11 protein-coding genes and 2 pseudogenes are annotated in these 13,971 nt (G+C 38.8%); 7 read left to right on the forward strand and 6 right to left on the reverse strand.

The features are described from left to right. Positions 1-67 precede the first annotated feature (67 nt). Both IPK31_15185 and IPK31_15190 read right to left on the reverse strand, forming a co-directional pair. Positions 68-1,180 carry a DUF2911 domain-containing protein gene (locus tag IPK31_15185; protein MBK8089168.1) on the reverse strand — a complete coding sequence of 371 codons (1,113 nt, stop codon included), beginning with the start codon at positions 1,178-1,180 and terminating at the stop codon, positions 68-70. A gap of 160 nt (positions 1,181-1,340) precedes the next feature. Beyond that, positions 1,341-1,913: a hypothetical protein gene (locus IPK31_15190; GenBank protein MBK8089169.1), complete on the reverse strand. Its 573-nt coding sequence runs from the start codon at positions 1,911-1,913 to the stop codon at positions 1,341-1,343. Between the two features lie 112 nt (positions 1,914-2,025). On the opposite strand from IPK31_15190, the gene IPK31_15195 reads away from it, so the two are divergent. Further along, complete coding sequence (locus IPK31_15195; GenBank protein ID MBK8089170.1) at positions 2,026-2,379, forward strand: YraN family protein; 354 nt, start codon at positions 2,026-2,028, stop codon at positions 2,377-2,379. Positions 2,380-2,450: 71 nt separating this feature from the next. On the opposite strand, the pseudogene purB reads toward IPK31_15195, so the two are convergent. Continuing rightward, a pseudogene (gene purB / locus IPK31_15200) lies at positions 2,451-3,796 on the reverse strand (adenylosuccinate lyase). A 220-nt stretch (positions 3,797-4,016) separates the two neighbouring features. Here purB and IPK31_15205 point away from each other — a divergent pair. Then, positions 4,017-4,766: a menaquinone biosynthesis protein gene (locus IPK31_15205; GenBank protein MBK8089171.1), complete on the forward strand. Its 750-nt coding sequence runs from the start codon at positions 4,017-4,019 to the stop codon at positions 4,764-4,766. A 126-nt stretch (positions 4,767-4,892) separates the two neighbouring features. Then, a complete protein-coding gene (locus IPK31_15210) occupies positions 4,893-5,519 on the forward strand; it encodes a hypothetical protein (protein MBK8089172.1) in 627 nt (208 codons plus the stop codon). 128 nt (positions 5,520-5,647) lie between these two features. Here the strand turns inward: IPK31_15210 and IPK31_15215 are convergent, their stop codons facing one another. Further along, a complete protein-coding gene (locus tag IPK31_15215) occupies positions 5,648-8,563 on the reverse strand; it encodes a gliding motility-associated C-terminal domain-containing protein (GenBank protein ID MBK8089173.1) in 2,916 nt (971 codons plus the stop codon). Positions 8,564-8,638: 75 nt separating this feature from the next. Beyond that, positions 8,639-9,373, reverse strand: a complete 735-nt coding sequence (locus IPK31_15220) for an FkbM family methyltransferase (GenBank protein MBK8089174.1) — start codon at positions 9,371-9,373, stop codon at positions 8,639-8,641. A 102-nt stretch (positions 9,374-9,475) separates the two neighbouring features. On the opposite strand from IPK31_15220, the gene IPK31_15225 reads away from it, so the two are divergent. Both IPK31_15225 and IPK31_15230 read left to right on the forward strand, forming a co-directional pair. Continuing rightward, positions 9,476-10,309 (forward strand): FkbM family methyltransferase, encoded by an 834-nt coding sequence (locus tag IPK31_15225; protein MBK8089175.1) that lies wholly within the window; start codon positions 9,476-9,478, stop codon positions 10,307-10,309. A 112-nt stretch (positions 10,310-10,421) separates the two neighbouring features. After that, positions 10,422-11,171: a class I SAM-dependent methyltransferase gene (locus IPK31_15230; protein MBK8089176.1), complete on the forward strand. Its 750-nt coding sequence runs from the start codon at positions 10,422-10,424 to the stop codon at positions 11,169-11,171. Between the two features lie 10 nt (positions 11,172-11,181). Here IPK31_15230 and IPK31_15235 read toward each other — a convergent pair whose 3' ends face one another. Next, entirely contained in the window at positions 11,182-12,057 is an 876-nt protein-coding gene (locus IPK31_15235; GenBank protein ID MBK8089177.1) for a hypothetical protein, read from the reverse strand. A 168-nt stretch (positions 12,058-12,225) separates the two neighbouring features. Here IPK31_15235 and IPK31_15240 point away from each other — a divergent pair, with 168 nt between their 5' ends. Together IPK31_15240 and IPK31_15245 are read left to right on the forward strand one after the other, a co-directional pair. Next, positions 12,226-12,819 (forward strand): acyltransferase, encoded by a 594-nt coding sequence (locus IPK31_15240; GenBank protein MBK8089178.1) that lies wholly within the window; start codon positions 12,226-12,228, stop codon positions 12,817-12,819. A gap of 11 nt (positions 12,820-12,830) precedes the next feature. Further along, positions 12,831-13,971 (forward strand): annotated as a pseudogene (locus IPK31_15245) (NAD-dependent epimerase/dehydratase family protein).

Below are 13,971 nucleotides of genomic sequence, written 5' to 3' on the forward strand. Positions count from 1 at the left end.
GATTACTTACAAGTACTATAAAGAAAAAGTCCCTGATTGATCAGGGACTTTTTATTGTTTACTTTTTTTATTGATTGGCATCTTTCCCCGCCTTTAATTTATCAATCATACCCTGTAAGAATGTTTTGTTTTGCTGATCAGGTGCTAAGGGTAAAGCAAGGTTTGCATACTTTAATGCATTCTTAAAATCGCCATTGGCAGAATATCCTCTTACAAGGCCAACAAGTGTTGTGTATTGATTCGGGTTTTTATCAAAATTCATTTTAAAAACAACCAGTGCTTCTGCAGGTTTCTTCAGCTGTATCAAAGTCCTGGCATATTGATGCAGGTCATTCAGGCTGCCAAACGGAATAGCTTTTTTCATGATTGCAGCGGCTTCATCTTTGCGATCGAGTTTTTCAAGGATCTGTGCTCTTGTACTCCATGCACCAAAAGATCTTTCACCACCGAAATTATTGGTAGAAGAATCTGTCCAAAGTAATGCTTCTTCTAAATTGGTATTGTGCTGCAGACACCATTGTGCTGCCTGGTCCCAGCTTTGCCAGATGAATCCTTTCTCTGTTCTTAATTCATTTCTGAAAGAAGTAATCTGCTCTTTTATATAATCTGTTTCAATTTTAAACGGAATCATCAGCTTCTCCCATTGCAAAGCAACAGTGGCACTGTTTTCAGTTTCATTCATGAATTCATATTTCAGCCATTCAACTGATTTGTCAATTGCAACCGGTTTTACTTTTACACGCAATACATCTTCTTTATCGTTGTAATAATAATGCCCCCATGAAGTAGAGTTGGAAGAGAAGATCAGTGTACATTCAGTTGGATCATAGGCTATAAAAAAACCATACTTGCCTGCCGCTAATTTTTTTCCTTCTATCAGTACATCTGTACTGAACTCGAATATGGTATTTTCATTGGCACCAGCACGCCAGGGGGCTGACTTACTGCTGCCAAAACCCGGATCAGTAAAACCAACCGGAACAAGACCTCCCCATACTTTTCCTTCACGGCCTTTTACACCAGGACGGTCGTAATGAATGGTTACATCTGTTAAGCCGATACGTTCACTTACCGATGCTTTTTTATTTCCACCACTTGGAGTAACCGTTAAAGGAATTTGTGAAAAAGAATTGAATGTAAGGTTGCCTGCAAACAGCAACAGGAAGATTGTTTTTTTCATTATGATAAGTTTTGATTACAACAAGCTATGAAAACTATTGGATGAGCTTTCAGCTTATTGTGACGATTGTATTATTGACAGGATGGACGGAATAACCTGTTAAATGAAAATGAAAAAGCCACTCAACTGAGTGGCTTCCTGTTATTATTCAAAAAATTTATTAAGCTGTTTTTGTTTTCAGTAATCCTGTTTTCAACAATGTATATCCTCCAAAGAATACTGCACAGAAAACAACAGTTGCGTAGAGGCTTCCGGTATAAAAAGGAATGGCTTCAGTGTAAGCAAGCGTTAATCCTGCTGCTGTTTTAGCATAAGGCAGATTGTTGATGTCAAGTCCACCGCCAATCCATACCAGGAAATTACTGATGAAGAAATAAACAGTTGGGCCAACTAATGCACCTAAACCAATCTGCCATGCTTTGCTCTGGTTAATGAAGAAGCCAATAACAGTTAAACCTGCAAATAATATGTAGTTGGTCAACTGTCCGCCATAAAAACCTTTTATAGAAGAAAGACCTAAGCTGTATAATGATTGGTATAATGCATCACTTATAAACATACTGATCAGTGGAAGTGCAAACGCAAATTTCCTGTCCTTAATCACAGAACCGGCAAATAATGCCATGGCAATCTGCGGAGCAAAGCCCAGTGGACGGTTAGGGAGAATGCGGTACAATGCTGCAACAACGATTAGGGCCAGCAATGTGAAAACGATATTTTTATTAAACTTCATAATTCTTGCTTGAGCGACAAAAATAACTAAAAACAAGTCCACAAACTTCATTTTGTGTAACCGGCTTTTTTCCTCAATATGTGGATAAGCCGAAATGAGTTATTTTAGAGGAATGGCAAAACACCTGGAAACTGGTAAAGAAGGGGAAGAAATGGCCGCCGCATGGCTGCTGGGTCAGGGCTTTACCATTCTTCACCGCAACTGGAAGCATTCTTATTTTGAACTGGATGTGATTGCAGAAAGGGAAGGAGTTCTTCACTTTATTGAAGTGAAGACAAGAACAACGGATACTTACGGCCATCCTGAAGAAGGTGTAACGGCAAAAAAACTGGAACGGCTGATGAATGCCGGGGAAGAGTTTCTGAATGTATACCCTGTTTGGGAGAGGATTCACTACGATATTCTCAGCATCCGTTTATATTCCAATAAAGCGCCGGAGTATTTTTTTATTGAAGATGTTTCATAGCCGATAATCATTAGTCGTAAGCCGATAGTGAAACTGATAACTAACTACTGCAAACTATCGGCTATCCACTGCTAATACTTCGGATTTACACCTGTATAACTGAACGGAGTAACCGCTTTCAATTCTTTTTTCACTTCAGCACTTACTTTCAATCCTTTAATAAAATCCTGCATTGTTTTTTGGGTGATGGCTGCATTGCCTCTTGTAAGATCTTTCAATGCTTCGTATGGATTGGGATAATGTTCTCTTCTTAAAATTGTTTGAATGGCTTCAGCCACAACTGCCCAGTTGTTATCCAGGTCCTGTTTGATCTTGTCTTCATTCAGCAGCAATTTGCCCAAACCTTTTTCAATTGATTTCAAGGAAAGAATGGAATGAGCAAAAGGAACGCCGATATTTCTTAAAACAGTTGAATCGGTCAGGTCACGCTGCAATCTTGAAACCGGAAGTTTGGCTGAAAGATGTTCCCACAATGCATTGGCAATACCGAGGTTTCCTTCAGCATTTTCAAAATCAATGGGGTTTACTTTATGCGGCATGGCGCTGCTGCCAATTTCACCTTTCTTGATTTTTTGTTTGAAATAATCCATCGATACGTACGTCCAGATATCACGGCAAAGATCAATTAAGATGGTGTTGATGCGTTTGATGCTGTCCATTTGTGCAGCAAGATTATCGTAATGTTCAATTTGTGTAGTAAACTGCTGACGTTGCAATCCCAATTTCTTTTCTACAAATTCATTCCCGAATTTGATCCAGTCGGTTTTTGGATAAGCCACATGATGTGCATTGAAATTGCCGGTAGCACCACCAAACTTTGCTGTGGTTGGTAACACAGATAATTGCTGCAGTTGATTTTCCAAACGTTCAACATAAACCATGATCTCTTTTCCAAGTTTGGTAGGAGAGGCGGCCTGTCCATGTGTGCGGGCAAGTAGTGGAATATCTTTCCAGTCTTTTGCCAGTGAACGCAAACGGATGAGCAGGTTTGAATAAGCCGGCATCAGTTCATTTTCCAGTGCATCTTTCCATAAACGCGGAATGGCGGTATTGTTGATATCCTGTGAGGTTAAACCAAAATGAATCCATTCTTTGAGCGAAGAAAGTTGCAGAAAATCCAGTTCTTTTTTCAGGAAATATTCCACCGCTTTTACATCATGATTGGTGATGCTTTCGAGGTTTTTGATTTCTGCCGCTTTATCAATTGAAAAAGAGGAGACCACTTCTTTTAATGCTTTCTGCTGCTGGGCTGATAACTTAAAAACTTCTTTTCAGACAGGAAAATAAAATAATCCACTTCCACCTGCACACGGTAACGGATGAGTGCAAACTCAGAAAAATAAAGATCCAGTTGCTGCAGTTGATTGCGGTAACGTCCGTCAATCGGGGAAATGGCTGTAAGGTTTTGAAGTTCCATGAAGAAGTTTATAAAGTTTGTAGTTTCTGGTTGTATACTTTCGGGTGTCAACTTTCACCGGTACAGGTAATTTTGGTTTAAATCCTTTCTGTACAGGCTCAAATAAAAAACCTTTTCTTTGCAGCGCAAAAGTAAATGAATTGAAGAATACCGACGTAACAAAACTCCTGTTGTCGGTTTAATTAGTCGGTATTATGCTTTAGGTTAGATAACGGAAATTATGAGCGAAACGCATAAGATAAAAGTTGGAGCAGTCAGTTATTTAAACACAAAACCCATGATGTATGGGATGAAGTCAGCTGCATTCCTGGAAGCCCATGAGCTGATTCCTGATTACCCGGCGAAAGTGGCTGATATGCTGAAAAGCGGGGCCGTGGATGTGGGTTTGGTGCCTGTGGCTTTGCTGCACGACCTGCCCCAGTATTATATCGTCAGCGATTACTGTATTGCATCTGATTACGAAGTGGCTTCCGTTTGTTTATTCAGCGAAGTGCCGGTTAAAGATTTGACCACTGTTTATCTCGATTACCAGAGCCGAACTTCTGTTGCCCTGGCGAAAGTGCTGATGAAAGAATTCTGGGGTATCAATCCAATACTGGTTGATGCAAAAGATGAAAGCTACCGTACAAAAATCAACGGAACAACAGGTGCTGTTGTAATTGGCGACAGGGCTTTGGAGCAACGCCGTCTCTCAACTTATATCTACGATCTTGCCAATGAATGGCGTGCCATGACCTCTCTGCCATTTGTATTTGCAGTGTGGGTGAGTTTGAAACCCATGAGTGAAGAATGGATCAAGACCTTTAATGCAGCCAATGCCGCTGGTATGCAGAAGCTCGATGAAATTGCAGAAGAGCAGAAATTTTCCTCTTACGATCTAAAGAAATATTATACCAATAATATTAATTACCTGCTGGATGAAGAAAAAAGAAAAGGGATGAATAGATTTCTTGAGTTTTTGAATGTGTAATTAACGGATTAATGAAAAGGTTCCGTTTCTGAACTCTCTGTTTTTTGTTTTAGTGATCGCCAGGTTTTTATCTGATCAAAGTATTTATATTGCATAATGTTTTGTAACCTTTAAAAACAAAAAAGTATGAAAAAACTCATCTCGCCACTTTTATTTATTTCAGCATGTTTTATTTTCTTAATTGCCTGCAAATGGCCCGCTGGACCAGCTGGCGCAACAGGTGCAACTGGCCCTGTCGGACCAACTGGAGCGACAGGAGCAACCGGACCAACTGGTGCAACAGGTGCTACAGGAACTGCTAATGTTATCTATTCAAATTGGATAACAGTAACAAATGCAGAGTGGTCAAATACTGGGCAGCTTGCGACAAGTCATAATAAAGATCTTAGTGCTCCGGGTGTTACTGCTGCAATAGTTAATCAGGGTGTTGTCTTGGTTTATATGTATTTTGATGTTCCAAATACTATAAGATTATTACCCTGGTTTGACGGAACTTTTTTGATATCACATTTTGTAGAGCATGTTCAGGTAGGCACTATCAGGGTAGGCACAAGAAGATTTGATAATGCAGCCTTTGTAAATAATTATGCACCTATTTATTATCGGTATATTTTAATTCCTGGAGGAGTTTCTGGCGGTCGTTATACGTCGGGCCAACTTGCCGGTTATACAGTTGATCAGGTAAAAAGCATGGATTATAAACAAGTAGTTGAACTGCTTAGTATTCCAGACACAGGCACAAATATTAAATAAGTTTATTTATCAGTATTGAAATGCATTCTTAACCAAGAGTGCATTTTTTTTGCCCATTAATAGAAATATAGAAAGAATAAAAAGAAATTTTTTCAGAGAGAATCTGCGTAAGGGGGATAAATCAGCAGCTAACGGATCAATGTAAAGGTTCCATTTCTGAACACATAACTTTCACAACTTGTTTTTGCTTTAATCATGTAGGAAAATACATCCGGGTTCTGTTGAACTCCTTTATACGTTCCATCCCAGCATTTTGTTGGATCCTTTGTATAGAAAACACGTTCACCCCAGCGGTTGAAAATGCTGAATTCAATTTCAAGAATAACACCCCAGTATTTAGTTCCGTAACAGTCATTCACACCATCATTATTTGGTGTAAATGCATTGGGCATCAGGTACCCTCCTTTATTATCAGCATTAACAAGCACTAAGATGCTGTCCGTGTTCATGCATCCGTCTAAATCTGTTCCCGTTACAATATAATTTGTTGTTACAGTGGGAGAAGCTATTGGGTTATAAACAGCCGGATTGTTTAATGTGCCTGCAGGCAACCAACTGTAAATTGTTGCACCGGATGCTGTCAACTGACTCTGGTTAGAGCTGCAATCAATATCGTTTGATTTGGTAAGTGAGAGCAAAGGCAAAGGCAACACGGTCACTGTTGTTGAGAGTGTTGTTGAGTTATGACAGACAGTATCAGTAATCAATACAGAATAGGGAGTTGTTGTTTGTGGAGAAGCTAAGGGGTTTGCTACAGAAGCATTATTAATTGTCGAAGCATTATCCCAGCTGTAAGTATCACCGCCTGATGCAGAAAGCTGAACAGAGTCATTTGTACAGATATCAACAGGCGGATTGATAATAAAATTATTTGCCGAGCGAATATCAACCTGAACAGAATCAATGTTACTGCAATTGTTTGCATCCTTAACCGCTACATAATATTTTGTATTGGAAGATGGAGATGCAACAGGATTCGGAATAAGATTATTATCAAGCGAAGCAGCCGGCGACCATGTATACGATGTCCCTCCGCCTGCACTAAGTTGAAGTGTGGCATTATTACAAAGCAGTGTATCGTTTGTAATTGTAATTACAGGTTTTGGATGAACTGTAATGGTAATACTGTCTTTGGAAATACAACCAAAGCTGTTTGTTCCTGTAACAAAATACTGAGTGGTAGAACCAGGGGCTGCAATTGGGTTTGATATGTTGGGATTTGAGATGCCTGTAGAAGGAGACCAGGTATAGGTTGATGCCCCGGTAGTTGCCAGTTGAGTTTGTGTTCCTTCACAAACAGCAAGATCAGAATTTGTGTTTATGACTGGAGTATCAACAGTAATTTTTACACTGTCTCTTTTAATGTAGACAGGTGAGAAGGATATGTCGTCTAAGGCAAAATCATTTCCAAAAAAGATCGTATTCTTATTGATAATTGAAATCGTAGCAGAAGTGGCATTGCCGGAGTTCCAGGTTGTATAAAATTGATTCCAGTTACAGGGTGGAACACTTGCATTGATAACGCTGCCAAGTGAATTTCCATTAATTGAAAAAGCTAACTGTGCCGGATTAGGATTCGAAATTGAACTGATCCAGGTTGAGAAAGAATAATTTGTATTTGGAGTTACGGTAACGGTGGTTTTCCAAACTTCAAGGTTAGCTATTTCCGAACCGTTTACCAACATCATATTCCCATTACCTGTAGTATGATCAGTACAGGGAAAGTGTGCAGAATACCAAGCCTGCGGACTTGTGCCGACAAAGTACTCAGCATCTTTTGTATTATTACTTGTATAGAAATATTGCGATGAAAAACCTGTATTCCCAGCACTGAAGTTTCCGTTTGTAATCAGGTTACTGCCGTTGCTTTCAGTAGTGAGATAGTATGTTATGGATTGCGTAGCAGAACTTATTGGATTTTGAGCAGAAGGATTATTCAGAAAAGTTGTTGGTGACCAGCAATAGGAAAGAGCCGATGAAGATAACAGCTGCTTGGGTATTCCAATGCAGATGGTCGTGTCATTTGTCAGGATTGTTTGATTATCATTCTGAATTCCAACAGAAATATTTTTTCTGACAGTGTCAATACAGGTGCCATAATCCTGAATCATTACAACCTGGTAATTTCCGGGATTTGTATAGGTATGTAATGCTGTTGATGAACCGGTTGCGGTATTCGTATCACCAAAGTCCCAGGCTATACTGTTGTAAGAGGTTGAAGTTGTTGAGAAAGTAATTGCATTGGGAGAGCATGGATTACGGGAAAAGGAAAAATCGTTTTTAATTGTACAGGGGGCTTGCACGGTTTGGCAACTGCCAACAATAGCTTTTACTTCGTCTTCATTAATTGCTCTGTTATAAATTCTTACATCGTCCATTTCGCCATTGAACCAATAGGGGAACGTAGGGTCATCCATTTTGCCCATAAAGAGATCATGGGTATTACTGAAATTATATCCCGGTGAAAAATTATTTAGAACTAATTGGCAGTTGATATACAGTTTAGCATAGGTTCCATCATAGGTATAAATTACACTTACCCACTCATTTTTTGTTACATATGGAGTATAACCACCAGCTGCTCCTGCGCCGTGCCCCGAGTAGTTTTGATGAATAGTATCGGGAGGTGAATAGGTACAATTTGTGCCATTGCTATACATTTCATCTCCAAATCTCAACCTAAATGTTGTTGTTGGCGCAGCATCTAAGCCCTTCATTAAAATTGCGTTCCCATGGCAAGTACCATAGTAAAAACCAGTTGTTTTTACAAAAGCAGCCAATGTAATACTACTGCTCATGTTTAAAGTGGGACTGTTGGGTATTTGTATGTAGTTGTTGATTCCGTTAAACTTGTAAGCGCTGTTTGGGTTATTAACCCTGTCAGCCGTTAAAGTAGCGTTATTAAAAACCGGATTATTATTATTACCGCTAACATCATTTGCGTTACCATTAAACGGGTAATGGGCCATTAAACCCTGGTTCAGGTTTACTTGCGCAAATAGTGTTTCAGAAGTCAGCAGTAACAGAAATAATAGTCTGATCATAGAGGAGTATAACCAAAAATAGGTATAAAACTGATGCTAATATACCCTTAAGTGTTTATCATTAAATGATCTTTATCAGGCTAAGTTTTTATAAGCACTTTTCAGGCAGAAAACTGTATTGATATAAGTATCGGCGTAAACAAAATAACCATGTACTTTAAGAAAATCAAGAATCTCGGTTTTTTTGATTTCTTTATTGTTTTCTATGAACCCTAATGTCTCAATACAAAAAACCTCCGGCTTGTATTTGCTGAAATCAAGACTTTTCAGAATATCAAAATCTAAGCCTTCTACATCAATAGAAACAAGATTTGGGTGAGGAGAGAAGTATTGCTCAATGATTTCGTTTATGTGAACAAGTTTCATTTTAATGACTTTTTCCACTTTGTGCATACCAATTTCTTCGTTTCCTGTATGTTCCCAGAAGTCTGCTTCTTCTTTTGAGAAAGTATTTAACCCGTTAAACTTCTCTGGAAATGCATAGAAATCTGCTTCTCTTCTTTCACCAAAAGCGACTCCAACATTCAAACAGGTGTCCCTTTTACGTTTCTGCTGTATTTTTTTACAGAGAACCGGGTTTGGCTCCACACAAACTCCCTTGCTGCCCCGCTTATATAATCTGTATGTATTACTTAAGGCAATTGGGTCGTTGGCCCCAATGTCAAGGTAAGTTGGGTTTTGAATATTAAGGTGACTGAACAAATCACTAATAATGATATCTTCGCCACTTTGTGCATAGCTTGATCTGATATGTTTAAATAAGGTTGTGACAAGTATTTTTTTTAGTGTCTTTTTAAAAGAAATTGGCATAAGATTTAAGATTGATTCTCAACTGTAACGAAGATACAGGATGCAGAAGTTTTTGGTTAAAAATTATTCAGTAATTCAAATCTGAGATATCAGTAATATATTATGAAAGAGTTTATCAGAAATATCCTGCAACGATTTGGGTATGACATTATTAAAACTGGTCTGCCTTATTTCCCCAGAAGTAAAAAAAACGGAGTAGTCAATGTTGGGAAATACCCGGTCCAAATGCCCGGGAATAGTATGCAGTTAATCAACTACCGGCTTTACCCTACTCTGAATATTCAGCTTGGACGACTGGCTGTTGCAATTCATAAAAAATATCCAGGCGTGACTGTGATTGATGTTGGTGCCAATGTTGGTGATACAATCGCAGTTCTGAAATCAGCCATCGATCTGCCGGTAATTGCAGTTGAAGGCGATGAGGTATGTTATGAATTTCTGCAACAGAATATTCAACAGTTTCACAATATTTCATTAGTTAAGTCTTATCTCGGAGAGAAATCACAAAGTATTAATGTAAACCTTGAGCATGCAGGGTGGAATACTACAATCATTCCGGAGGAAAAGGGGAGCCGGCAGATTGTATTCAAAACATTGGATGAAATTATCGTAGCCGGTGGTTTTTCCGACCGACAGCTCAAATTACTTAAAGTGGATGTGGAAGGGTTTGATACAATTGTTTTAAGAGGAGCTTCAGAAATCATCCGGAAGCATCGGCCTGTATTATTTTTTGAGTATAACAGAAAAAGCATGAAAGCTATCAATGAAGATGGACTTTCAACCATCCTCTCATTTGAAAAATCAGGCTATGACAAAATTGTTTTTTTTGATCACAAAGGGAACCTTGTTTTAGCTACGGACATGCAGAATAGTGAGGTAATTACATATATGCATAATTACATCTCTTCAGAAAAAAAATCTGTTGGCCTATTATGATATCTGCCTGTTTCACAAGGAAGATAAAGATGTTGCTGAGGATTTTTTAGCTGTGGAAAGAAATTACTTATAATTAATTTTAACGAAGTAGAAAACGAATAAATTAAACCAGATGAAAAAATTAATCATCAATCTTTTGTCAAAAGCGGGATACCAGGTCATTAATAAATCCAAGATCAATTTTTCTGTCAACGATTATCAATATGAAGTGATATTGCCGTATGCAAATTATGCACCGTGGCTGAAGGATACTGAGTTTCAGACTATCTATAAAAAAATAAAGGATCATACACTGGTTGATATGTACCGCTGTTATGAATTGTGGCAGTTAACTGAAGAAATTCATTCGATTGATCCATCAGCCGGTTTCCTGGAAGTAGGTGTTTGGAAAGGAGGCACAGCAGGTGTTCTTGGTAAGAAATTAGCTTTATTGAATTCCGGAGTACCTCTTTATCTGGCCGACACATTTACAGGCATAGTAAAAGCTTCAGAAAAAGATGAGTTTTATAATGGTGGAGAGCATGCGGATACAACTTTTGAAACAGTAGATACATTAATGAAAGGCATTTACAGCAATTATAAAATATTAACCGGGATTTTTCCGAATGATACTGCTCATCAGATTAAACCAGATGAAAAATTCGGGCTTTGCCATATTGATGTTGATGTTTATCAATCAGCTAAAGATATTGTTGAGTGGATATGGGACAGATTGATTATTGGCGGAATGATTGTTTTTGATGATTATGGTTTTCATACAACTACAGGTGTAACAACATATGTGAATGAACAGAAAAACATGTCAGACAGAGCCATCATTTATAATTTAAACGGTCATGCAGTAATTGTTAAAATTAAATAAGCAGTTTGTGTTAATCATTTAATTGCTTCACAATTTTTTCAAACTGCGGCTGGTAACAAAAGTCGTAACCATTTTTTCCTTCGGGAATCACATTGGGACATTCAAAACATACTTCCAGTACACGTTTTACTTTCAGTGCTTCCGCCAAAGCAAACGGGAAGGATTGATTTCCTATGAAAAATTTACTTCCTGCAATTATCTGTGCCATCTCCAGAAAATTAGAAACAGCTTTATATTTTAAAGCAGGTAATACCTGTTTCAGATCCTCATATTCTTCTTTCAGTCCAACGAAAGTAATGTTGGGATAGGCTTTCAGGAAATCATAGCTGATACCGGGCGCCCTGTACCGGAAACTTCTGGCTATTACAATTTCATCTTTGAAAGTGGAGTCCGGTGTAACTGTTAACCAGGGTTTTCCAAGATCAGCAGTGATACCATACATATGAAAATACCAGCGGCAGATATGATTGGTATTATAATCAAAGGGAAATTTTCGGAATTCGTCCAGATCGTAATCAATCCGCTGATCTGTTAATACATCACACACTTCAAATCCCGGCTGAGCCAGTAAAAGCGGGGCCAGCATCTCCACACTTTTCTCTGTCAAGATCTTGCCTTTGTTGGCATGCTTCATGCTTTTTTTATAAAGCGATTTCTGGTTGATCTGGAGGTGCAGATTAATTTTCTTTTCTCCTGCAAGGGCTTTCATGGCTGGGATGGCATAAATAACATCGCCCACCAAACCGAAATGTTTAAAATGAACAGCATCTGCTTCAGTAACGGGGTAGAGGTTGGGCTGGCTCAGCTTCGAAAGTGCTTTTGTGAAAAGTTTTCGTTTCGCCTCCTGCTTGAATACTGCAATATATAGCCGTTCAAAAATGTTCATGCGCTGATTTTCTGGTCGGCTCAAAAATAGCCATTTTACAGCATTGTAAAAGGCTCAGCTTCCGGCGCTCTCATTACTGCATTAAAGGAAATGTGCTAACTTGCCGCCGTTCGATTCTACAGGAAAAATCGCTGTCGGTTGAAACAATCAATAAAGCTTGGCTGTCTTATGCTCAGGAAAATAAACTTACTGTTTTACTATCTGTTCAGGTATCCTGCCTATAAAATTCGGTTGGGCAAAATTGGTTCTTCCACCCGTTTGATTAATCCGAAAATCGACGGGCATTCCCGCATTTTTATTGGTTCAAAAGTATACATCAGCGATAAAGGCTGGCTGGCCTGTGAGCCGCTTACAGGTGATGAGAATTGCAGTCTTACCATTGGTGACGGTACTTATATTGGCAGATTCAGTCATATTTATTCTACTTCTAAAATTGAGATCGGAAAGAAAGTGCTGATGGCAGATAAGGTTTATCTGAGCGATAACCTGCACAGCTATCAGAATATTGATCTGCCGGTTATTGATCAACCTATACGGCAAACAAACCCTGTGATGATTGGTGACGGTGCGTGGATAGGAGAGAATGTTTGTGTAATTGGCGCCAGTGTGGGTAAGAACAGTGTGATTGGTGCCAATTCAGTGGTGACAAAAGATATTCCTGATTACTGTATTGCTGTTGGTTCACCCGCCATCATCATCAAGCGTTATAATTTTGATACGAAGCAATGGTGCATGACAGATAAAGAAGGACAGTTCATTTAAGTATAAGACGAATGAGTAAAACAATATTAATTACAGGAGGCGCAGGTTTTATCGGTTCGAATCTTGCTTTGCATCTGCTTCAGCATGGATATGAAGTAACGGTGCTGGATAACCTGAGTGAACAGATTCATGGTGCAGATCCTGCAACAACTTCTCCGTTATATACTTCCATTAAGGACAATGTTCATTTTATAAATGGAACCGTTACATCGGTTGAAGACTGGAAGGAAGCAATTGCTGATAATGAAACAATCGTTCATCTCGCTGCTGAAACAGGCACCGGACAATCCATGTACCAGATCAGTAAATATGTGGATGTGAATATTGGCGGTACTGCCATTCTCTTAGACATCCTGGCGAATAATCAAACAAGTGTAAAGAAAGTAGTGATTGCTTCATCGAGAGCAATTTATGGGGAAGGGAAGTACTTCTCAAAAGAACTTGGTGTTGTATATCCTGAACACAGAACATCAGCTTTGATGGATGCAGGAAATTTTGAAGTAACCTATCCAGGTGCAATTGAACCTTTGCAGTTAATTGCAACAGATGAGGAATCAAAAATTCATCCATCATCTGTATATGGTATAACAAAATACAATCAGGAGCAGATGGTAATGACGGTATGTCCGTCTATTGGTATTGCGCCTGTTGCTTTCCGCTATCAGAATGTATATGGGCCGGGGCAATCTTTAAGCAATCCGTATACCGGTATTCTTTCCATTTTTTTCTACGCTCATCAGGAATAAAAAGTCCATCAATATTTTTGAAGATGGAAAAGAAACCCGTGATTTTGTATTTATTGATGATGTGGTAAGCGCAACCTTCCTGGGAATTGAAAAAGATGAAGCAAACGGACGGGTATTTAATGTGGGAACAGGAGTAGCAACAACTGTTTCAGAAGTTGCTGCACTGCTGGTTGATTATTATAAAGAAGATGTGCCTGTACAGATCACAGGTAATTACAGATTAGGTGATATCCGTCATAATTTTGCTGATATCAGTAAAATTGAACGGCTGCTTGGGTTTAAACCCCAGGTTGATTTTAAAACAGGATTGAAACGGTTTACTGATTGGGTAAACAGTCAGGAGGTGCAGAACAGCAGATATGAAGAGTCTATCAATGAAATGAAGTCAAAAGGATTATTGAAATAA

The organism is Chitinophagaceae bacterium, from assembly GCA_016713085.1.
Classification (GTDB): domain Bacteria; phylum Bacteroidota; class Bacteroidia; order Chitinophagales; family Chitinophagaceae; genus Lacibacter.

What these genes read in the sequence shown, in the direction of transcription:
- IPK31_15185 (MBK8089168.1), bottom strand. Translation starts at nt 1,180, where the DNA reads ATGAAAAAAACAATCTTCCTGTTGCTGTTTGCAGGCAACCTTACATTC.
- IPK31_15190 (MBK8089169.1), bottom strand. Translation starts at nt 1,913, where the DNA reads ATGAAGTTTAATAAAAATATCGTTTTCACATTGCTGGCCCTAATCGTT.
- IPK31_15195 (MBK8089170.1), top strand. Translation starts at nt 2,026, where the DNA reads ATGGCAAAACACCTGGAAACTGGTAAAGAAGGGGAAGAAATGGCCGCC.
- IPK31_15205 (MBK8089171.1), top strand. Translation starts at nt 4,017, where the DNA reads ATGAGCGAAACGCATAAGATAAAAGTTGGAGCAGTCAGTTATTTAAAC.
- IPK31_15210 (MBK8089172.1), top strand. Translation starts at nt 4,893, where the DNA reads ATGAAAAAACTCATCTCGCCACTTTTATTTATTTCAGCATGTTTTATT.
- IPK31_15215 (MBK8089173.1), bottom strand. Translation starts at nt 8,563, where the DNA reads ATGATCAGACTATTATTTCTGTTACTGCTGACTTCTGAAACACTATTT.
- IPK31_15220 (MBK8089174.1), bottom strand. Translation starts at nt 9,373, where the DNA reads ATGCCAATTTCTTTTAAAAAGACACTAAAAAAAATACTTGTCACAACC.
- IPK31_15225 (MBK8089175.1), top strand. Translation starts at nt 9,476, where the DNA reads ATGAAAGAGTTTATCAGAAATATCCTGCAACGATTTGGGTATGACATT.
- IPK31_15230 (MBK8089176.1), top strand. Translation starts at nt 10,422, where the DNA reads ATGAAAAAATTAATCATCAATCTTTTGTCAAAAGCGGGATACCAGGTC.
- IPK31_15235 (MBK8089177.1), bottom strand. Translation starts at nt 12,057, where the DNA reads ATGAACATTTTTGAACGGCTATATATTGCAGTATTCAAGCAGGAGGCG.
- IPK31_15240 (MBK8089178.1), top strand. Translation starts at nt 12,226, where the DNA reads ATGCTCAGGAAAATAAACTTACTGTTTTACTATCTGTTCAGGTATCCT.